At 40.1% G+C, this 22704-nt stretch carries 18 protein-coding genes; 11 read left to right on the forward strand and 7 right to left on the reverse strand.

Features of this window, described 5'->3' with window-relative positions; all coding sequences use genetic code 11:
- On the reverse strand, positions 1 to 2061 hold a 2061-nt coding region (locus AC1DRQ_RS13140; protein ID WP_477425017.1), incomplete at its 3' end, for a glycoside hydrolase family 2 protein.
- Between the two features lie 188 nt (positions 2062 to 2249).
- The gene (locus AC1DRQ_RS13145) at positions 2250 to 3290 is read right to left on the reverse strand and encodes a LacI family DNA-binding transcriptional regulator (protein ID WP_477425019.1); all 1041 of its coding nucleotides are present in this window, start codon (positions 3288 to 3290) and stop codon (positions 2250 to 2252) included.
- 310 nt (positions 3291 to 3600) lie between these two features.
- Between AC1DRQ_RS13145 and AC1DRQ_RS13150 the strand changes: the two genes are divergently transcribed.
- The 8 genes from AC1DRQ_RS13150 (at position 3601) to AC1DRQ_RS13185 (ending at position 12493) form a co-directional block, all read left to right on the forward strand.
- Positions 3601 to 4812: a glycoside hydrolase family 88 protein gene (locus AC1DRQ_RS13150; RefSeq protein ID WP_477425021.1), complete on the forward strand. Its 1212-nt coding sequence runs from the start codon at positions 3601 to 3603 to the stop codon at positions 4810 to 4812.
- 8 nt (positions 4813 to 4820) lie between these two features.
- Positions 4821 to 5918, forward strand: coding sequence for an alginate lyase family protein (locus AC1DRQ_RS13155; protein ID WP_477425023.1), 1098 nt, complete (start codon positions 4821 to 4823; stop codon positions 5916 to 5918).
- A gap of 124 nt (positions 5919 to 6042) precedes the next feature.
- Positions 6043 to 6732 (forward strand): TapB family protein, encoded by a 690-nt coding sequence (locus AC1DRQ_RS13160; protein ID WP_477425025.1) that lies wholly within the window; start codon positions 6043 to 6045, stop codon positions 6730 to 6732.
- A gap of 231 nt (positions 6733 to 6963) precedes the next feature.
- Positions 6964 to 7515, forward strand: a complete 552-nt coding sequence (locus AC1DRQ_RS13165) for an RNA polymerase sigma factor (RefSeq protein WP_477425027.1) — start codon at positions 6964 to 6966, stop codon at positions 7513 to 7515.
- An 8-nt stretch (positions 7516 to 7523) separates the two neighbouring features.
- Complete coding sequence (locus AC1DRQ_RS13170) at positions 7524 to 8342, forward strand: zf-HC2 domain-containing protein (RefSeq protein ID WP_477425029.1); 819 nt, start codon at positions 7524 to 7526, stop codon at positions 8340 to 8342.
- An 11-nt stretch (positions 8343 to 8353) separates the two neighbouring features.
- Positions 8354 to 9208: a DUF4097 family beta strand repeat-containing protein gene (locus AC1DRQ_RS13175; protein ID WP_477425031.1), complete on the forward strand. Its 855-nt coding sequence runs from the start codon at positions 8354 to 8356 to the stop codon at positions 9206 to 9208.
- 11 nt (positions 9209 to 9219) lie between these two features.
- On the forward strand, positions 9220 to 10050 hold the full coding sequence (locus AC1DRQ_RS13180) for a DUF4097 family beta strand repeat-containing protein (RefSeq protein WP_477425033.1): 831 nt from the start codon (positions 9220 to 9222) through the stop codon (positions 10048 to 10050).
- An 85-nt stretch (positions 10051 to 10135) separates the two neighbouring features.
- Entirely contained in the window at positions 10136 to 12493 is a 2358-nt protein-coding gene (locus AC1DRQ_RS13185; RefSeq protein WP_477425034.1) for an ABC transporter permease, read from the forward strand.
- Positions 12494 to 12499: 6 nt separating this feature from the next.
- Here the strand turns inward: AC1DRQ_RS13185 and AC1DRQ_RS13190 are convergent, their stop codons facing one another.
- Together AC1DRQ_RS13190 and AC1DRQ_RS13195 are read right to left on the reverse strand one after the other, a co-directional pair.
- On the reverse strand, positions 12500 to 13354 hold the full coding sequence (locus AC1DRQ_RS13190; RefSeq protein WP_477425036.1) for a pirin family protein: 855 nt from the start codon (positions 13352 to 13354) through the stop codon (positions 12500 to 12502).
- A gap of 124 nt (positions 13355 to 13478) precedes the next feature.
- On the reverse strand, positions 13479 to 14168 hold the full coding sequence (locus tag AC1DRQ_RS13195; RefSeq protein WP_477425038.1) for a class I SAM-dependent methyltransferase: 690 nt from the start codon (positions 14166 to 14168) through the stop codon (positions 13479 to 13481).
- Positions 14169 to 14250: 82 nt separating this feature from the next.
- Here AC1DRQ_RS13195 and AC1DRQ_RS13200 point away from each other — a divergent pair, with 82 nt between their 5' ends.
- Together AC1DRQ_RS13200 and AC1DRQ_RS13205 are read left to right on the forward strand one after the other, a co-directional pair.
- Complete coding sequence (locus AC1DRQ_RS13200) at positions 14251 to 14961, forward strand: DUF92 domain-containing protein (RefSeq protein ID WP_477425040.1); 711 nt, start codon at positions 14251 to 14253, stop codon at positions 14959 to 14961.
- 19 nt (positions 14962 to 14980) lie between these two features.
- A complete protein-coding gene (locus tag AC1DRQ_RS13205; RefSeq protein WP_477425041.1) occupies positions 14981 to 15772 on the forward strand; it encodes a M90 family metallopeptidase in 792 nt (263 codons plus the stop codon).
- Between the two features lie 134 nt (positions 15773 to 15906).
- Here the strand turns inward: AC1DRQ_RS13205 and AC1DRQ_RS13210 are convergent, their stop codons facing one another.
- Positions 15907 to 16725, reverse strand: a complete 819-nt coding sequence (locus AC1DRQ_RS13210) for an MBL fold metallo-hydrolase (RefSeq protein ID WP_477425043.1) — start codon at positions 16723 to 16725, stop codon at positions 15907 to 15909.
- 109 nt (positions 16726 to 16834) lie between these two features.
- On the opposite strand from AC1DRQ_RS13210, the gene AC1DRQ_RS13215 reads away from it, so the two are divergent.
- Positions 16835 to 17488, forward strand: coding sequence for a YceH family protein (locus tag AC1DRQ_RS13215; RefSeq protein WP_477425045.1), 654 nt, complete (start codon positions 16835 to 16837; stop codon positions 17486 to 17488).
- 109 nt (positions 17489 to 17597) lie between these two features.
- On the opposite strand, the gene AC1DRQ_RS13220 is transcribed toward AC1DRQ_RS13215, so the two are convergent.
- Positions 17598 to 17900 carry a hypothetical protein gene (locus AC1DRQ_RS13220; RefSeq protein WP_429401146.1) on the reverse strand — a complete coding sequence of 101 codons (303 nt, stop codon included), beginning with the start codon at positions 17898 to 17900 and terminating at the stop codon, positions 17598 to 17600.
- A gap of 275 nt (positions 17901 to 18175) precedes the next feature.
- Entirely contained in the window at positions 18176 to 22468 is a 4293-nt protein-coding gene (locus tag AC1DRQ_RS13225; RefSeq protein ID WP_477425047.1) for a hybrid sensor histidine kinase/response regulator, read from the reverse strand.
- Positions 22469 to 22704: the final 236 nt, after the last annotated feature.

The raw sequence follows: 22704 nt of genomic DNA on the forward strand, positions 1-22704 counted from the left end.
GCGTAATCCTGCAGCCGGGAAATCCTGGCTGTTGCGTTTTTTTGTACCATAACTTTTACCGTTCACAAAAAGCTCGGCATTATCACAGTTGGAGTATACTTTAACCATCTTTTGCTCACCTGCATCGCCCCAGCGAACAGGCCACGTGTGTCCGTAAATATGGGCCATCGGCTTATCTGTCCAGTAGGATTGAAATACGTAATAGGATTCCTTTGGAGTAAGATCACGTTCTACCACGCCCTTTTGGTTCATGTAGGGGATAGGGTTATCCGGGCGGATAGGGGTTGAGAAATCTTTAAAGATCCAAAAGGCCGCGCCTGTTAACCAGGGCATGTTTTCCTGTTCTTTCAGGTGCCAGTCGAACAGGTTACAGATATAGCTTTCGCTCCAGTCGCCGTCTTTTGATGCACGGGCCGCGCCTCCATATAATGAAGCATCTCCCAGGCGTTCATCGGTACCGCTACCGGTTTTTATCAAACTAAGTGCTTTATCCGGGTTTTCGGAGTGACGCAGGGCATGGCTGTCGCCGCCCCATTCGGCATGAAAAAAGTGTTTTACTTTCTTAAATTCATCTTCGCTGGTCTGTTTGTACTCAGTATATAAGCCACGGTACCAACCCGCCCAGATGGATGGTGAGTACACATCAGGTATATCTTTACAAAAATCACAACGCCTGATGGTTGTTTTGCGCGATGGATCAAGCTGATGAGCAAGATCGTTCTGCGCTTTCATGAACGTTCTTATCTTTTCTTTATCAAATACCGGGAAATCGCCCTCCCAGTCGTTCTCATTACCCAAACCCCATAAAATGATAGCCGGATGATTGTAATGTTGCTCAATCATGTTGGTCATCATTTGTTTGGCCTCATTTTGATAAATTTCACCACCCAAGCCACCACGACACCATGGTTCTTCTTCCCAAACCAAAATGCCCAGGCTATCGCATAAATTCAATATGGTTCTGGATTGCTGATAATGGCCCAGTCTGATGAAGTTGACGCCCATGTCTTTCATCATTTGCATTTCCTGGCGCATCATGCTGTCGGTCATGGCCTCGGCTACACCGGCCTGATCCTCATGGCGGTGCGTACCGCGTAATAGCAAGCGTTTGCCATTAAGGTAAAAAGGTCCGTTATCAGCAAATTCATAATTGCGAAAGCCCACTTTTTCTGTTTGTACATAAACCCGATCGCCTGATTTAACCGACACCTCCACCGTGTACAAAGCCGGGCTTCCCGGCGACCATAGCTTAGGCTTTTTAACCTGAAAATCGCCGATGGCAGCATCCCCGGCTATACTGTTCAGCTTATAAGTTTTTTGGGTAACAACCTTGCCTTGTGGGTCAGTAAGCTTAATGGAACCTTCGGCAGTAGGGCTATTAGCAGGGTTATAAAACCTTGCTTTAATTTGAAGCTGCCCCTGTTTGCCTTCTTTGTCCGTTTGGGTGGCAGCAAATATTTTATCTATGGAAAATGAAGGCACATACACAAGGTTCAGGTACCGGTAAAGGCCGCCATAAACATTAAAATCAGATAATTGTGAAGGAATGGTTTCCAGATCGCGGGAGTTATCACACCTGACCTCAATTGGTATACGTCCTTTAAACCGTTTCTGGTATGCATCTGTTTTTTTGAAATCCTCTACTGCTTTGGTAATGTCAACCGTCCACTCATCGTACCCGCCCAGATGGGCGCCCACTTTAGTGGTATATACATATACCTCTGTTTTTTGCCCGGCCCCCTCAAAATGCAGTAAGGTTTGTCCGTTAGCGTATGGGTTTTGAATATCGAGCTGGGTACGGTACCAGCCGGGGCCTTGATAATAGTTTACATCAGGATCAACCGCGTCACGGGCATTAAAGCAATGTGGAAGGATTACCTTTTGCCAAACCGGTACACTTTCAGGGTTACCAGGGGTAACCGGGCGAACGGCTTCCCATACGCCACCAATATCTTGTTTTAAAAATTCCCAGTTATTGGTAAGCCTTGTTTTTTTCTGAGCGTAACTAAAGCTGTACGAAATACAAATAAAAATTAAAAATAGTAATACTGATCTTCTCATAGGTGCAATAAATTCCTGATAAGTGTAATTGGATTTCTAATGAAAGGGGTACGATCAAAAGTATATACTAAAAATAATTAGCCATTAAACTTTAGGTTGTTTATTTACGCAATCGTTTTCGGGAGGTAATAAACGTTGCGGCGGCTTCGGTATATTAACTTAATATAGCACAATTCAATAGCTGTTAGTTATGCTTTTATTGATTTTAATGAAGAATTACGGATAAATAACTCAGTGGGTAAAACCACGTTTTCAAATTCGGTAACGGGGCGCTTGCTGTTAATAATGCTCAAAAGCATTTCGGTAGCTTTTCTGCCAATTTCAAAAGCGGGTTGATGTACCGAGGTTAATGACGGATTTAAAACATCGGCCAATACGGTATTGGTAAAGCCAACTAAAGCTATATCCTGAGGTATTTTTACGTTTAGTTTATGTAATAAAGTTAAAGTAGAAGTGGTGATCCTGTCAGAGGCCGTAACTATAGCATCCGGTTTTATATCTAACAATAGCAGTTCATCAATAGCTTGCTGAATTTCATCCAGGTCCTTTCCACCATGATGACAATATTTAATATATCGCTCATCTATCTCCAATCCGCTTTCGCTAAGTGCCTGCTTATAGCCAGATAACCTTTCATAGGTAACTGACGAGCTCACGGAACTGGTAATATGTGCAATATGTTTGAAACCCGAATCAAGTAAATGCATGGTGGCTTCAAATGCTCCTTTAGCATTGTCAACAATAACCTTATGGGTTTCAATTTCATTACTTACACGGTCGAAAAAAACAATGGGTAAACCCTGATTTTGCAGTTTTCTAAGATGTTCTACATTATTGGTTTCTGTGGATATTGAAATTAAAAGCCCATCAATGGCACGATGTATCAGGTGGCCTACATTTTGTACCTCCAGATCATATGACTCATGACTTTGCGTAATGATCACGTTATAGCCCTGGCTATACGCCTCTGATTCCATACCGTTAATTACCTGGGAAAAAAATTGATTGTCGATACTTGAAACTACAATACCGATAGATTTGCTATGCCCCCTTTTGAGACTTTGTGCCATAGGATTAGGCCGGTAATTGTTTTCCTGAGCATACTCCAGTACCAACTTCTTGGTCTTTTCGCTAATCTCATAACTATCTCTCAACGCTTTGGACACTGTTGATACGGATAGATGTAATTCTTTGGCAATGTCCCTTATAGTAATGGCATTAAAATTCATAATTGGCTCTTCACCGGCAAATCAACAAAATAAATAACAGCACAAGCCGGTTTTTCATAAAAATAGATAAAAAACTTCGAATCATAATGCTATTTAAACCTGTTTTTGAAATATAATAATACTTTTTGGCTGATTTTAAATCTTATTGTTTTACAGATAAAATAACCAACTCAAACGTTTTCGTAAAAATTAACCGGGTATACTTTTAATTTGGTGCTAATACATCGTAATATTGAACTAACCATCAGGGCCTTTAACTTCCCCTAAATTTTAAGGTACTAAAACTGATCATGAACTTCATGTATAAACTATGAGAACCAATTATTTCATTGCTTTTTTTTTGCTGAATTTATCGGCCATAAAAGCCTTTTCACAAACTGATGTAGCCCAGGCTTTTTCATTTGCCGAAAAACAAACTGTACTAATGCTTAAGGAGGTTGACAGTGCTAAAATTGATCCGGGCAATTCAGCATTAGCATCCCCCCGTACTTTAAATGCCGATGGAAAATTTGTAATGGTACCTTCAAAAGACTGGTGCAGCGGCTTTTTTCCTGGTGAACTGTGGTTTTTATATGAGTATTCAAAAAACAAAGCATGGATGGATCTGGCCAAAAAATTCACCGCTAATATTGAGGTTGAAAAAACCAATGGTATTACCCATGATATGGGCTTTAAGGTATATAACAGCGTAGGTAATGGCTATCGTTTAACAAAGGATCCGCATTATAAAGAGGTTATTATTGAAGCTGCTAAAACGCTCTCAACACGTTTTAACCCCGTGGTGGGGTCTATTAAATCATGGGATAACCGTAAACAATGGAAGTTTCCGGTAATTATTGATAATATGCTTAATCTGGAGCTGCTTTTTGAAGCTACCCGATTAACCGGCGATTCAACTTATTATAAAATTGCAGTTGCGCATGCCAATACAGCCATGAAAAACCATTTCAGGGCCGATTATAGTTCATATCATGTAATTGATTATGATCCTGAAACCGGCAAGGTACTACATAAGCAAACCCACCAGGGCTATGCCGATGAATCAGCATGGGCGCGTGGGCAGGCATGGGGTTTATATGGTTATACCATGTGCTACCGCGAAACCCATAACAAAGTTTATTTGCAGCAGGCAGAAAACATTGCCAAATTTATTTTCAGCAACCCTAATTTACCGGCTGATCTGGTGCCATATTGGGATTATAACGACCCTGCCATTCCCAAAGTGCCGCGTGATGTTTCGGCAGCAGCAATAGCTGCTTCGGCTTTATATGAATTGAGCACTTATAGTAAAAATGCCAAAGACTATCGCTCAACAGCCGATAAGATAGTTGCAACCCTGAGTAAACATTACCAGGCACAGGCCGGTGGGAGTAAAGGCTTTTTGTTACTGCACAGCACCGGACACAAACCGGCGGGTACCGAGATAGATGCGCCAATAATTTATGCAGATTATTATTACCTGGAGGCTTTGTTGCGCAAACAACACTTATACAAAGGGCAGCCTGTAATTAACCGTTTTTAAGATCAGCTATGAAAAAAATATTATTGCTGGCGGGGTTCATTATTTCATTTTTGAATGCCAGGGCACAGTATGTAAGTTTAACCGATACCGAAATCAACACCTTAAAAAATAATATTGAAAGTAAAGACGAGGTTAAAAAAGCATTTGAGCCTTATAGGCAAACTGCTGAAAATGCCATGGACGAGCAGCCGGATCCAATAGAAACCATCGTATCACAAGGGGTACTGGCCGGGAACCCTGCAAAAACCGCGAGCTTAAAGGCCCTGCATGACGGGGATAAAATATACGCGTTGGCCTTGCTTTATAAATTATATGGCCAAAAACAGCACTTACAAAAAGCGCAGGATTACCTGCAAGTCTGGGCAAAAATCAATAAACCCAACGGCGACCCCATCAATGAAAGTAAACTGGATGACTTTATAACCGGATATGACCTTATCAGGAATGAGGTTTCATCTGATGCCCGGAATGAGATAGATGCCTGGTTAACCAGTATTTATAATGCCGAACTTAACAGTCCATCGGCAAAACCAGGTAAAACTACAGGGTTTAACAACTGGAATTCGCACCGTATTAAAGTGATGACACTAACGGCCTTTACTTTGCATAATGACAGGTATACTGAGCCTATTTATCCACTGCTTGAAAAACAGATTGATGTTGATTTGTATGCCGATGGAACCAGCTTTGATTTTAAGGAGCGGGATGCCTTTCATTACCATACGTATACCCTTGAGCCACTGTTAAAAACCTGTATGGCAATATATCGTGCTACAGGGAAAAAATATTTCGGCTATGAGTCGGCTAATGGATCATCCATACAAAAATCAGTTGACTTTTTGGTGCCATTTGTTACCGGTGAGAAAACACATGCCGAATTTGTAAACAGCAAGGTAGCCTTTGATAAAGCAAGGGCCGCCAATCACGAAAAGGGCTATGAAGCAGGTACACTATTTGAGCCCGTAAATGGTATCAGCACGCTTTCACTTGCTGCTTATTTTAACCCGAGCTATGTAAATGCTATACAGCAAAGCCCGGTGAAGGAAAAATTTAACTGGCAGCTGGCACTTGATCAGGTAATGAAATCCGTAGCCATCAATAATTAATAACAATTGTTTATTTAAATTACTCATGGCAAACATGCGTAAAAGCCGAATGCGAATAACGTGTTTGTACTATTGTAATTGATTGATTTTAAGGCGAAATTTACTTGTAAATTGTAAACTTCGCATGAAAAAGATCATTACTCTCCTGATATTATTAGGAGGCGCTCTGTTTGCCAGTGCGCAAAATTGCAACCAGTTTATAGGTACCGTAAATGGTAAAAAGCTTATTTATTTAAATCAGGATGCTAAGGGAAATTCTCAGGGAAAACTAATATACACCGCAACAAAAAAAGATGCTAATACGGTAAGCGTTCATAGCGAGGTTTTTGATAAAAATGAAAAATCAATAGGAGGCGGCGATTCTGAAATGATATGTAATGGCGACGCTATTAAAATTGATATGAAAGCCTTTGTACCTGCTTCATCCATGAAACAATTCAGCAATATGCAAATGACTGGCGATGCCAAGTACCTGGCTTATCCGCTTAATCTTAGTGCCGGTCAAAAGCTGGATGACGGGGCAGTCACTATCGATATCAGTAATAACGGGCAATCCATGTCACAAATACAGATGGATATAACTAACCGCCTGGTTGATAAAGCCGAAACAGTTAGTACCAATGCCGGTAGTTTTGATTGTTATCGCATCACTTATGATGCCACCATGAAAATGAAAATGATGGGAATAGGTATACCCGTGCGTATGAAAGTGGCCGAATGGTTTGCCCCAAAACTTGGTCGCTTTGTAAAGTCAGAAACCTATAATAAAAATTCAAAGCTCATGGGCAGCATGGTGCTTGATTCCATAAATTGATGCCCGGATTGTTTTAATTAAAACGGAAAATCGGACGAAAAAAACTTTAACCTACCCTTATCACAAAAAGAAAGGCCAGCATTGCTAAATGATGGCCTTCTTTTTTATCGTATCTTCATTCGGGGAAATACCAGTAACGGGCAAATTTGTACTGTTATAATTTTTTTTAAATTTCCTGTAACCATTTTATTTTACTGAAGTCTCCAGTATAAATTAAAACACTAAACCTGTTTGAATACGCTAACTGATAATGCCATTATGCACCGGGTAAAAACCGGAGATCTGGAAAAAATGGGGTTGCTTTTTGAACGGCATCACCGGCCTTTGTATGGCTTTCTGTTTCACATGACATATAACAGGGAAGGAAGCGAGGATATGGTACAAACCGTTTTTTACAAGATGCTCAAATATCGCAACACCTTTACCGGCGATGGTGAGTTTGTAGCCTGGATGTACCAGATAGCCCGTAATGTGTTAAAGGACAGCTTTAAAAAGAAACCGCAACAAGCGCTGCACTATGATGTAGAAGCGTTTGCAGATAAGCTTGCGGGTGGTATTTCGGCAGATGAGCAGCTGGAAACAAAACAAACCCGTACAGAGCTTTATGGAGCTATGGGGAATTTGAGCAGCGATTATAGGGAAGTGTTGATCATGAGCAGACTGCAGGAACTTAAACACCAGGAAATAGCACAAATACTGCAAATTACCGAAGGTGCGGTTAAGGTAAGGGTACACCGGGCCATGCAAGAGCTAAAGGGTGTTTATTTAAAAATGAAACGCTAAACAGAAATATGATGAAATGTGAGCAATACCAGGATCTGTTTACAGATTATATGAATAAGCAGCTAACAACTGCCGAACAAGGGGAGTTGGAAGAACATATTGCCGGCTGTGATGCCTGCCAGCAGGAATTGGCTGTGATGAAAAATATATGGAACCAACTGGGTGAATTAAAGGCGCCTGAACCATCGGAACATGTTAAGGTACGGTTTCAGGCGATGCTGGATACTTACGCGGCATCGGTAACAGAAAACAGGAGTTTGGCGGATAAGATCAACGATAGCTGGAACAGGCTGTGGCAATTGCAGCCAAGATGGCCCCTTGCTTATAGCATTATAGTTATACTGGTGAGTTTTGGTTGCGGATTTTGGGTTTTTCATAACAGCCGTAATGATAAGCAGGCACAACAGTTACAAGCGCTTACTACGCAGGTGCATGAATTAAGGCAAACCATGATGCTGGCCCTACTCGAAAATCCATCGGCTTCAGAGCGGATCAGGGGGGTAAGTTATACCAGCGAGATAAAAAGCGCTGATAAGCAGGTTATTGATGCATTACTGGCTACTTTAAATAATGATCCTAATGTGAATGTGAGGCTGAGCACGCTTGATGCCCTGGCACATTTAGCCAATCATCCCGAAGTAAGGGAAGGGCTGATACAGTCTATTGTACAGCAGGATTCGCCCTTGCTGCAATCGGCTATCGCCGATGTGATGCTGAAGTTACAGGAAAAACGTTCGGTAGGCTCATTTAAAGAACTATTAAAACAAAAAGACCTTGACCATGGTGTACGTGAAAAGATCAAAGAAACCATAACCCAACTCATTTAAAAAAACAACATATGAAAAGATTACTGATCCCCGTTTTGGCGGGAGCCGGGCTGTGCTTTGCCCAAATTTCGGCCTCAGCCCAGGAATTTAAACAGCACGTTAGTAAACAATTTACACTACAAAAAGGTGTGGTAGCTATTTACAACATCAGCGGATCCATTAACGTAGAGGGTTATTCCGGCGATAAGGTTATCATGGAGATCGATGAAACTATTTCTGCCGATGACCAGGCAACACTAGAACAGGGGAAAAAGGAATTTAAGCTTGCCTTTGATCAGAAACAGGACACAGTAATGGCCTACATTGCTGAACCCTACGATTCAAGACCCCGCCATAACTGGAATAGGGGGAGGGACGATAGGGAGATTCATTACCAGTACAACCTGGAGTTTACAGTGAAAGTGCCATTCAATATGGATTTGAAGGTTTCCACAGTAAACAATGGTCATATCACGGTTAAAGATGTTTATGGAGTATTAAAGGTAAACAATGTAAATGGCCCCATTGATATTGTTAACGCGAAGAGTACCACAGATGCGCATACGGTTAACGGCGCGGTAACGGCCAATTATCTAAAGATCCCATCAGATGCTTCATCGTACAGAACCATAAACGGAGAAGTTAAAATTACCTATCCCGCGAGTTTAGCTGCGGATCTGGAATTTAAAAGTATGAACGGTCAGTTTTTTACAGATTTTCCTAATGCGGAGGTAATGCCCGGCAAAGTGATCAAAACGCAATCAAAAAGCAGTAATGGTACTGTTTATAAACTCAGCAAAAATTCAGACGTAAGGATTGGAGCGGGTGGTAAAACATTCAAATTTGAAACCCTTAACGGGAATATTTATATTAAAAAACAACAATAAAAGCTAACAACATGAAAAAGATAAAAACAATAAAAATTGCTGGAATATTGATGCTGGCTTTGTTGCTCAGTACGCGTACATGGGCGCAGGGTAACACGTCTGAACAGTTGGTAGTTCCGTTAAGCGACCCGGGTAAGCCCTATAAATTGTACGCGCACCTCATTAACGGATCAATTACATTAGTGAGCTACGAAGGGAAGGATGTAATTGTAGATGCACAATCGGGCGAAGAAAAGAGCGGGCGCGTAAAAGAGACCAATGGCATGAGGCGTTTAGCCCCGGCTAATAACCTGGATATAACAGCCGAAGAGAATAACAACCAGGTTAATATTCATAGCAGCGCCGGTAATAAGAATATCAATCTGACTATCAAAGTGCCACAAAATGGGGTTACGCTAAAACTTTCAACCGTAAACAATGGGAACATTAATGCCAGCAATGTGAATGGCGTTCTGGAGATCACTAATGTGAATGGTTCTATAAAACTAACTAATGTTTCAGGCTCGGTAGTGGCCAACACAGTTAATGGAGAGGTGAAAGTATCATTTAAAACCATTGACACTAAGGCGGCCATGGCATTTTCAACACTGAATGGTAATGTTGACGTAACCTTTCCTGCTACGCTAAAAGCCAATGTTAAGCTAAAATCAGATCGTGGCGATATTTATACCGATTTTGATGTAGTTACTAACCAGCAAAAGCCAGCGGTTAGTCGCAGCAATAAAGCTGGTATGTATAACTTAAAAATTGACGACTGGGTATACGGTAAAATTGATGGTGGTGGTCCCGAAATACTCATGAAAAATATGAACGGCAATATTTATATCCGTAAGGCAAAATAATAGCCATAGTTAATGGATTAATTTGATCATCTTATAGGTATCATCTGTATATCTGCGCATTCAAAATCTGCAAAGCTATAAAGTCATGTTAAAAAATTATATTAAAACAGCCTGGAGAAACCTCCTGAAGAATAAGTTCTATTCTATAATTAACATAACAGGTTTAACTGTAGGGTTGGCCATTGGGATATTGATATTGCTATGGGTACAGGATGAGTTTAGTTTTGACACTTTTCATAAGCAGGCTCCCAGCATTTACAGGCTTGAACTTTTTGGCGGCACAGGTACCAGCAGGCAAATTTATTCCATTGGAGTGGCCCCCATAGGCCCAATGGCCAAGCAGCAACTGCCTGAGGTAAAAGATGCGGTACGTATAACGGGTAATTATAATTATTCGTTATATAAATACCAGGATAAAGTATTTGGCGATGAAAACGTAATTTTTGCTGACCCCTCGTTTTTTTCAGTGTTTGATTTTCCTTTGATAAAAGGGAATACGGTAAAACCCTTTACTGACGACAATTCAGTTATCATCACTCAAAAAACTGCAGAGAAATTCTTCGGCGATCAGGACCCAATTGGTAAGGTGATCCGTGCAGATAATAAGACTGATTTTATTGTTAGTGGTGTAATAACCGATTTTCCTAAAAACTCCAGCATGAATTATGATATGATCATGCCCATGAGTTTTCATATTAAAGCAATGCTGGCCGGTAATACGGATATTAACAACAATTTTAGTTTTTTTAACTATGAAACTTATTTACTGCTTAAACCGGGCAGCCCATTAAAAAAACTTACTACTCAAATAAGGCAGATCCACCTTAACCATAAACCCGATGATACTGATGCGGAATACCTGTTATTACCGCTATCGAAAATGCATTTATACAACGCCGATCTTACCGATAAAGGGATCTCAACCGTAAGGATATTTATCATTATTGCCCTGTTGATATTGGTAATAGCCTGCATCAATTATGTAAACCTTTCAACTGCCCGTTCCATGCTGCGGTCAAAAGAGATCAGTATGCGCAAAATAATTGGCGCAGGAAAAATGCAATTGTTCATGCAATTTATTGTTGAAACGGCTTTACTCTTTTTATTGGCCGCTGTTTTGGCACTGGGCCTGATATTTACATTAATGCCTGCATTTAACCAGTTAACAGGTAAACAAATGGTGTTTAACCTGGCTAATTACCATGTCTGGTTCATCCTGCTTTCGGCCGTAGCGGGTACACTGATCGCTTCAAGTATCTATCCTGCTTTGTTGTTGTCGTCGTTTGAGCCATTGAAAGCATTAAAGGGTAAGATAACAGCAGGGGTAGGTGATGTAATGTTCCGGAAGGTATTGGTAGTTACACAATTTGTATTTTCGGTAATACTCATAATCGGCACCATAGTTATTACTAGTCAGCTTAATTACATTCGTAAAAAGAATCTGGGCTATGATAAAACAAATGTATTAACCTTTTGGATGCGTGACATAGGCGATCATTATGACGCGGTAAAGGCCGAATTAATGAAACAACCAGGTGTGTTAAATGTAACCCGATCCAATCAAAACATAGTTAGGTTTGGCGGTTTTACCGGAAATGTTAACTGGGACGGCAAGGATATTAAGCAAAACCTCATTGTACATCCCATAGTGATAGATAAAGACCTGATCTCATTTTTTAAAATGAAATTAGTACAGGGCGCACCTTTTACAGGTGCGATAATAGATACCGCACATTTTATTTTAAACGAAACCGCCATTAAGGAGGCCGGTATTAAAAATCCTATAGGCAAGCGGTTCAAAATGAATAATATCAATGGGACTATCATTGGTGTGGTAAAAGATTTTCACTACGCATCCATGAAAGAAAAAATAGCACCGGCAGTGTTTTGGTATTCCCCCAAAAACTTTAGTACCATATATATTAAAACTACGGGCAAGGACGCACAGAAGGCCATAAGAGCGGCTGAAACTCAGTTTAAACAATACAATGGCGAATATCCGTTTGTATATAATTTTCTGGACAACATATTTAATAAAATGTATCAAACTGAGCAACGCGAAGGAACTCTGTTTAGCTATTTTGCAACCATTGCTATCCTGATATCATGTTTAGGTTTATTAGGATTAGCAGCCTACACCGCACAGGTTCGTACCCGCGAAATCGGTGTTCGTAAAGTATTGGGGGCTACTGTAAACGGCATTATCGGGCTTTTGGCTAAGGATTTTATAAAACTGGTACTTATAGCCATCGTAATTGCCATGCCTGTTGCCTGGTACACAATGCATAAATGGCTGCAGGATTTTGCTTACAGAACAACTATTGGCTGGCAGGTTTTCTTGTTTGCAGGCACCATCGCTATACTCATTGCCTTTGTAACTATAAGCTTTCAGGCGGTGAAAGCGGCAGTAGCCAATCCAGTTAAAAGCTTAAGAAGCGAATAACTCAAACTAAAAGCTCAAACTCCCGAACAGGCCGTTTTTATAATCTGCAATGGCCTGTTCGTTTTCTTCGGGCGAGTTCATTACAAAATTATCTTTAGCAGCAACAGGTTCTTCAATAGGCTCGGCCGACAGGAACAGTACCTGCGCATCAGTAGTAGCGGTTATTACAATGTCCTCATTTTCCTTACTGAACACGATCAGGTGATGAGGGGATATGGTCTCATCGTTCACTACCACATCGCCATGTATAATATATAATAAGGTCCAGTAACCCGGTTTGGCGGTAAAATTTGCTGTTTTTCCCGCAGCTATTTCACCCACTATGGATATTACAGGGGTAAAGTTTTTTATAGGTCCCGTTTTTCCTTCATAATCGCCGCTGGCTAACCTGAAATTCAGGCCATCGCCTGGTAGTACCGATGGTAATTGATCTTTGGTGGCTGCCTGGTAAAAAGGTTCATCCCATTTATTGGCTTTAGGGGCGTTTATCCAAAGCTGTATAAGTTCCTGTGTACCGCCGTGTTTTAACAATTCATCTGTTGGGCCCTCACTATGCAAAATACCCCGGCCGGCAAACATCCATTGTACGCCGCCAGCCTTAACAATCTCGTCATTACCCGCATTATCCCGGTGGTAACCTTCGCCCTGCAGCATGAAAGTATAAGGACTAAAACCGCGATGCGGATGTGGGTTTATCCTGGATGATTGCCCCGGCTTTATCGTAACCGGCCCCATATGATGTAAAACGATGAACGGATTTGCAAACCGAAAATTTTGATGTGGCAGCGGCTGCCTTACAACATCTTCGTCGGTTATTCTTTTCTCGCGAGCTTCCAGTATATGATCAATAGCTTTTTTCATAGTGTAGATGAGGTATCAAATGTCATCTTAAATGTATTTATATTTCAGGTGAACAATGCTATTATAATGGCATAAAAACATAACATCATTTGCACTATCTATGAAATGCTAATGATTTGTCAGCTTATTTAAGCGTTAAACGTACCAGGTACTGCTTATATTCATCCTCCAGTAAAACTTCCATGTCATAACCTGCGGCATCAACAATTGTAGTAAGTGTTTTTTCATCAACATATAACCACGGGAACCAGTCCGTTTTTTGCTGATTATATTGATACTGGTATAGGATCTCGCCATAATATTGACCGTTATCAGGCAGTTTACCCTCGTATAAATAAGCTATATCTGATGAATCGAATAGTATTTGCCCGCCCTGGTTAAGCAGTTGTTTGGTGTGCTGTAAAAACACTTTGAGGTTAAGCAATGTGCCGGTAAGGCCTATCCCGTTCATGAGCATTAACAAGGTATCGTATTTTTGCTGTTGATATTCAAATATATCCGCGGTGATCACTTTATTAACCCCACGGACCTTCATCACATCAACAGCCAGGGCAGATATTTCCAACGCTGTAATATCAAGGCCTCGTTCCTGTAACAACAGGGAATGACCACCGGCACCGGCGCCAATGTCCAGTACTTCGCCTCGGCACTCATTTAAGGCCAGCCATTCTATATCAGGCATATCATCTTCCTCGCGAAAGTAGATGTCAATAGGCATTTCTTCTTTTGGGCCGTACTGATTATTGATCCACAACTTATGCTTTGGGTTTTTATAATAATGATCATGTATGGCCTGGCCTAATATATCTTTCATGCTGGGCCCAAAAGTATGAATTGATGGCTTAATTTAATTAATATGCGTACAATAAATACCTTTGGACATTGCACCTTAAATTATGCTGGCACATTACGGTTTACTGATCCTTATTTTAATTTCAGGTATTGCGTACAGTATATCTGCCAAAAAATTGACCGTTATAGCTGCAATAACCGGTGCTGCTGTGGCTTGTTTTGTTTTTGCGGGAGCTGGTTATACCGGTATAGCCATGATGACCACTTTTTTTATTTTAGGTTCGGCAGCCACATCGTGGCAGCGCCATAAAAAGCAAAGTTTTACGAACAAAGAAGAACATAAAAGCGGACGCACAGCCGGACAGGTTTTGGCTAATGCCGGGGTTGGTGTTATAGCGGGAATATTGGTTTTATTATTCCCTTTATATATAAATTTATGGGTACTCATGATGGCTGCCAGTTTTGCCTCAGCAACGGCCGATACGTTATCCTCAGAATTAGGCACGGTTTACGGTCGGCGGTTTTTTAATATCATCACATGGAAACCGGATAAGCGGGGACTTGATGGCGTAGTTAGTTTAGAGGGTACTTTAATAGGCATCGGCGGGAGCATGATCGTAGCCATAGTTTATGCCATAGGCTTTGGCTGGAGTACTACCCTGATCAGTATTATTATTGCTGGAACGGTGGGTAATTTAGTTGATTCGGTATTAGGTGCAACGCTGGAAAGGCGTGGTTACATAAGCAACAATGCCGTGAACTTTTTAAACACCCTGATAGCGGCTTTGGTTATGCTGCTGATTTATTTTATTTAATGCCGATATTTGAATTATCATGATTTTAGCCATCATTTTGTTAAGTATAATTGCGGTTTGCGGATTTTATTTTTTGAGCAACAAGCATAAGAAAAAAGTAAATATAAGGGCTTCGGGTACTGTTTATAAATCCCTTTTAACACAGCAAATTCCATTTTATCAAGCCCTGGATAACTCGTCTAAAATTTTGTTCGAACAAAAAATTGCTGAGTTTTTATTGGGAATAACTATTGAAGGGGTAGGTACCGTAGTTGAAGATATAGACCGGGTAATGATCGCATCGAGCGCGGTTATCCCCATATTTGGATTTAAGGATTGGAGATACAGGAACTTGACCAACGTGATATTATATCCGGATACTTTTGATAGCGAGTTTCAGTTTGAAGGGGAAAACCGAAGCATTTTGGGTATGGTAGGAACGGGTTATATGAATGGGCAGATGATCCTGTCGCGGGCTGCACTTATCAAAGGATTCTCCCGGTCGGCGGGTAAGGAAAATACTGCCATACATGAATTTGTTCACTTGCTGGATAAATCGGACGGAGCAACTGACGGCATCCCCGTAAATTTGCTTGCGCACGATTATGTTATGCCCTGGCTCAAAATGATACACCAGGAGATACATCAAATTGAAGAGGGTAAATCTGATATAAACCCATACGCTATTACCAATGAGGCAGAGTTCTTCGCTGTAGCAGCCGAGTACTTTTTCCAGAAACCCGATGAGCTAAAACACAAACACCCGGAGCTATATGCCATGCTGAGCACTATGTTTATGCAGGATAGAGCCGGGGGAGTATCAAGTAGTTAGTATCAAGTATTTTTTAGGGCAAGCACTCTTTAAAAAAATTAAGTATTTGTTAGTCTTGATACTTGATACTCGCTACTTGATACTATAATTTAATTCGTTAGTCTTGATACGTGATACTAACTACTTGATACTTTCTATGAGTTAAATCCAAGATCCAACTGCCCGGCATAGGCATAGGTTTTATCGGTATGGCCAATGTGATAAACCGGCGTTTCCTCAAAGCGCGAAGCCACGACAATATTAATGCCGCTATCACAAGCTACAAACAGATCCTCTACCAGTTTTGGGTTATTGTTGTTGTGCGAAAGATGTGACAGCAGCAGGTGGGTCATGTGCGGTGGTTTATGCGTCATGAATAAAGCCAGCGCCTGTTTGTTTGATAAGTGGCCTTTACCGCCACGAATCCGTCTTTTCAGATGATAGGGGTAACCTCCCTTATCCAGCATTTCATCATCATAGTTAGCTTCCAGGAACGCGGCATGGCACTGACTAAAATATCGGATCAGTTGATCACAAACCACGCCTATATCTGTAAATACACCTACATTAACATCGCGGCAGCTCACCATAAAACTATGCGGCTCGGCGGCATCATGAGCTTTGGGGAAGGAGGTAACTTGCAGCTCGCCAATGTTCACGGTTTCGAACTCCCTCAAATGATGAACAAGCTCCATATTCAGGCTGTTGCCTAAATGGAGCAACGTTCCCGGCGTTATATATACCGGTAGTTTAAACTTTTTTGCCAGTACAGGTATACCACGAATATGATCAGAATGCTCGTGCGATACAAATATGGCTTTCACCTTTTGCATGGATAAGCCCAGCCTGGCCATGCGTTTTTCAGTTTCACGGCATGAAATGCCTGCATCAACCAATATAGCCTCCCGCTCGTTCCCTATGTAATAGCAATTGCCATTACTCCCCGAATTTAGTGATGTAATGAATAAAGACATGTAAATACAAAGTAACGGATTTAAGCCAAATTTTACCATTCATTAATATGAAGTGTTTAAAAATAATCGCTAATATTTTGAGGCTATAAAAAGCTGCTTATATTTAGCCATGGATTCACCGCAAACTTTACCCGAACTTGATGCCACCGAACTGCGTGTACTTGGTTCCTTAATGGAAAAAAGTAAAACTACGCCTGATTATTATCCAATGACCCTGAACGGTTTAACGGCGGCATGTAATCAAAAAACGTCGCGCAAGCCGGTGGTTAGCTATGATGAGGGCACTGTTACCGAAGCATTAAATACACTAAAAAGAAGAGGACTGATCTCGACCGCAACCGGTGGATCTATCCGTAATATAAAGTATAAACACAATTTTGCCATTGTTTTCCCGGTGATACCTGCTGAAGTGGCATTAATTTGCCTGCTGATATTAAGAGGGCCGCAAACTCCAGGAGAGCTGAATACCAACTCGGGCAGGTTGTATGAATTTGAATCGATAGAAGAAGTACAGGAGATGCTCGAGAAACTGGCTGACCCTACTATGCCCTATGTGGTTCAGCTCCCCAAACGCCCCGGACAAAAAGAAGTGAGATATGCTCATTTATTAGGCGGTATTCCTGACATAGTTGATGATGATTACACCGAAGAAACCAGCAGTAGATCAAGTAGCGGCTTAGAAGCCCGTGTAGCCAAACTGGAGCAGGACCTTGCCGAAATGAAGGAAGCGTTTGATAAGCTGATGAAGGAATTGATGGGGTAGGGTTGTATATGAATTACGCTCACTGCGGACTGACATCAACATCTAAAGAGTTCTAAAGCCTTTAGATGTTGATGAGAAACAGCCCCGGAATTCAGAATGGTGAAACCATTTAATAGTGAGTTACTACTGCACCTTCATATTCATTATACAACTGCGTTATCATGGGCTTAGACTGGTCAACAGCAACACCAGCTTTCCTTAAAATTGGCATTAAGGTTTCGCTAAATTTGTTAAATGCTTCTTCCGATTCCCAAACATCAACCACCAGCCAGTTATTGCCTTGTTGTGCACCTACATGGTGGTGAAGTCCCATTGGGTTTGATTGACCTGCTCTTTGCAGTTCTGCCCACACCTGGTCATACATTTTAGCAGTCATGCCAGGAATGTTGAATTGAACGATTACTCTTTCCATGATTAATTCTATTTAATATTTAACTGAATTATTAAAATTCAAAGTAATATGATAGCAGTAACAAGAAGAAAGAACTATTAAGATAACAAAAAAGGTTTTAGAATAGGAAGATATGATTATAATGGGAACGCTGTAAGCATTTATTTTATTTTAATTTTTTTTAAATAAATGCGCACTAATTTGTTTGAACCAGGATTTTTCACTTGTTATTTGTTTTTCAACGGTGTTCAGGAAGGCTTCGCCGTTTGTAGGATGGAAGGGTTATAGAAAGTTATTTAAATCGCCCTTTCCCTAATCTCCTCAAAGGCCCTTTTCAACATTGCTATCAAAGTATCTGTTTTCATGGGTTTGGCAATGTAATCATTCATACCTTCTTTAATACAATGGTCGCGGTCATCAGGCCCGGCATTGGCTGTCATAGCTATGATATACGGCTGTTTAAAAACATATTTACGTATGTACCTGGTGGCTTCAAAACCATCCATTTCGGGCATTTGAACATCCATAAATACCACATCAAAGGGTTTTAAGTTTAATTTATCCAGCGCTTCGTTGCCGTTATATACCATTTCAAAATCATAGCCCAGTTTGGTGAGCATTCTGTCAATCAATTTTTGATTGATCTGGTTATCCTCCGCAACTAAAATGCGTAGTGGAAATTGGGACGCGAAGCTTTCATCAAGTAGTTTTTGTGATTTATTTTCGGGCAAGGGTTCTGGTTTGATGTGTTGCAATTCAACCTGTATACTTTTGCCTAACTGACTTTGTTTAACAGGCTTGGTTAATATAGCCGAGAACAATCCCGGATATTTTTTCTTAGAACCATCGCCAATGGAGCTTAGCATAATAACGGGTAAGCCTTTATAATTGCTTTTAATGGCTCTGGCAAGTTCAACACCATCCATATCGGGCATTTCCATATCAGTTATGACCAAATTTAACCCAGAATCGGCCGATAATAATTCAAGTGCTTCCACAGCCGATGAAGCGGTTACGGTTAACAAACCCCATAGTTCAAGCTGGGTTTTTAAGATAAACCGGTTTGTCTGATTGTCATCAACAACCAGTATCTTTTTACCTTCCAGGTCGGTTGGATTAAATATTATAGGTATATTTTTTGATTGCTTTTTGCTCATAGCCGCCCTGATGGTAAAAACAAAAACAGATCCTTCGTTAAAAACACTTTCTACCCAAATTTCACCGCCCATTAGCTTCACCAGGCGCTGACTAATCACCAGGCCTAAGCCAGTGCCACCATATTTACGTGTTGTAGATGAATCAACCTGCGAAAATGCACTGAACAAGTCAGGAACCTTTTCTTCAGGAATACCTATGCCGGTATCCATTACGCTAAAACCTATTTCAATTTCGCCGTTACTAAAGCTTTTAGAAAGAAATACCTTTATAAATACTTCACCTTTTTGGGTGAATTTTAGGGCGTTGCCGGTTAAGTTGGTTATTACCTGTTTAAGGCGCAAGCTATCGCCAATAATTTGCTGTGGCAATGCCGGATCTATTTGATATACCAGTTCAAGATCTTGCTGGGCGGCTTTTTGCGCAAAAAGGTCCATCACTTCTTCAATACAATGGCGCAGGTCAAAATCTTCCTGCTCTATATCCATTTTTCCGGATTCTATTTTTGAAAAATCAAGGATATCATTAATTACGTTCACCAGGCTATCGCCGCATGATATAATGGTGTCAGTATATTCACGTTGTTCGCTGTTCAGGTCAGTTTCTCCTAAAAGCGAGGCCATACCTATCACACCATTCATTGGCGTTCTTATTTCATGGCTCATGGTGGCCAGGAATATACTCTTGGCCTGGTTAGCTTTATCGGCTTCTTCGCGGGCCCGTTCTTCCTGTAAACGCTGCAATTCTAATTCTTCCGATTGCGCCAACAGTTCTTCGTTCAATGCCTGTAACTCTTCTGATTGTGCCTGTAGTTCAGAATTTAAGTCCTGCAGATCCGCGGCTTGTTTTTTTAACTCTTCTGATTGTTGTAAAACTTCCGCTGTACGTTCTGATACCTGCTGCTTTAATAAAGCCTTTTGTTTAATGATGGTATTTACCTTTAAACGATATAAAACATAAATAACACCACATATAAATAAGATGGTAAGGGTAATAAACCACCAGGTTAGCCAAAACGGAGGTAAAATAGTTAGCTCCAAACTTAACTGACGGGTTGACCACTTACCATTGCTGCTTTGACTTTTTACCTTAAATATGTAGTAGCCGGGTGCTAAATTGGTATAGGTTGCCGTGTTTTTGCGACCTACAACGTTCCAGTTTTTATCAAAACCTACTAATTGGTAAGCATAAACAGTTCTGTTTGTTAAAGCATAATCTAACGAAACAAATTCAAACGAAATTACCGATTCCTTATTTGTTAAGGTGATAGTTTTGGTTATAGTGACATCCTGTTTTAAGGGTGACGGATCGTTGCTGCTTTTAGCAACCGGTACAGTTTTGTTGAAAATTTGAAAGTCGATTAAAATAAGCGGCGGATTATAAATAGTTTCGGTTATTTTATTTGGATCAAACACATTAAAGCCATTAACACCTCCAAAGTATAAGGTGCCATCATTGCTTTTTAAAGCAGCGTGCGGTTTAAACTCATCTGCCTGTAAACCATCATCAACGGTGAAGTTTTTAAAAGTTTTTGTTGAAGGGTTATATTTTGATATGCCATTGTTGGTGCTTATCCATAAGTTCCCCTTGTTATCCTCTTTAACGGCATATGTATAGTTGTTGGGTAAACCATCTTTTATTTTAAAACTGTTAAATCTGCCCGTTTTAGGATCAAAACGGTTTAAGCCATCAAAAGTACATATCCATATGTTACCTGCATGATCTTCAAGCAAATCAAGCGCTGTATTATTACTGATGCTGTTTTTTGATATGTCATATTTATAGCTGGTGAAAGTATTGGTTTTAGCGTCAAAAAGATTAAGCCCCCCATCATTAGTGCCCACCCAAAGGTTACCCTTCGAATCTGTTAGCAATGAATTGATATTATCACTGCTCAGGCTTTTGGCGTCATTGTCATTATGCCTGTAATGGATAAACTTATTAGTTTTAGGGTTATATAATTCAAGGCCCTGACCAAGTGTACCAATCCATACCTTATGATCTGGTGTGGTGGTTATGGCATATATATTATTGCCACTTAAGCTCGCAGTATCATCGGGATTATGTACGTACGATTTAAATTTGCGGGTTTTGGTATCCATAACACTTAAGCCATTGCCCCAGGTACCTATCCATAAATTATCTTTGTCGTCTTCTTTTACCGCTAAAATATAATTGCCGGCAATACTGCTTTTATCATTGCTGTTATGTTTATATACAGTAAAACCGCCTTTTTCGGGGTCAAAAAGATTTAAACCGCCACCGTCAGTACCTATCCATATATTTTCTTTTTTATCCTGATAAATGCTTAATACAAAATTATTGGACAGGCTATTGGGTTGAGAAGTATGTTTATAATGAATAAAGTTTTCCTTTATTTTTTTATACAAACTAACGCCCGATGCAAATGCACCAATCCACATATTACCTACATTATCCTTTAATATAACATCAACAGAGTTACTTGGTATACTGCTGTTATCAACATCGTCCTGGTAATGGTTATTAAATTTTCCAGTTCTGTAATTAAATATGCTTAAGCCGCCGTTTTCTGTACCAACCCATAAATTTTGATAGCTGTCCTCTACGATGCATTGTATACTGTTGTTTGAAAGCGAATTGATGTTTTTTTGGTCGTTCTTAAAATGCTTAAAAGTGCCGGTATTACTATTATATAAATTTATGCCACCTTCCGTAACGCCTATCCACAAATGGTGATTGCTATCCTCAAAAATGCTGCTTATTGTATTTCCGGCTATTGATCCCTCTACATTTTTATCATGTTTAAAGCTTTTAAAAGTTTGGGTTTGGGAATTGAACTGGTTTAAACCACCATGTGTAGTGCCAACCCATAAATTGTTATGGCTGTCAACATAAACAGTTCTTATATTATTATCGCTCAGGCTTTGTAGATTACCACTATTATATTTATAGTGTACAAATTTGTTTTGACCTATCAGGTATTCATCAAGCCCTTCTTTTTGATTGCCTATCCACAAATTTCCAGCTTTATCAAAAGCAAGCTTTATAATATAGTTACTCGCAGGGGTGTTTATTGCTTTATCCTTATGCAGATAACGGTAAAAACGATTTTTTTTGCGGTCGTACCTGTTTAATCCCCCACCAAGGGTAGCTATCCACAGGTCGCCATTTTTATCTTCGGTAATATGGTTGATATAATTATTACCTATGCTTGTGCTATCAGCAATATCGTTTCTGAAAACCTTAAATTTATTACCATCAAAACGATTTAAACCATCCCTGGTACCTACCCATATAAAGCCCCGGCTGTCCTGAAAAATGGTATTTACGTTCAGCTCAGATAAGTTTGCCCTGCTGCCAATTCGCTGAAAATGAATGGGCTGATCTTGTGCAAATACATATAATGATATAGCTTGGAAAAGTAAAATAAGAAAAAACTTAAAGCCGGTCATTATATCAAATAAATTACATGGTTGTTTGTAGCAATAATGTATATGAAGTGGTATCTAATTTAGCAAATTACTTTGAACATACCATATACTTATGTATGGTATTTAAACGGATTAATGACAAGTTTAGTTATGCCTAAGTTAAAGGAACTTAACTTAGTGTAAAATATGTCGTGAAAAGCAAAATGTATTATACCTTGTTTTTGAGTGATTATGTAAGTGATTATGTATTAAACAAG

It is taken from the genome of Mucilaginibacter sp. P4_E8 (genome assembly GCF_056401495.1).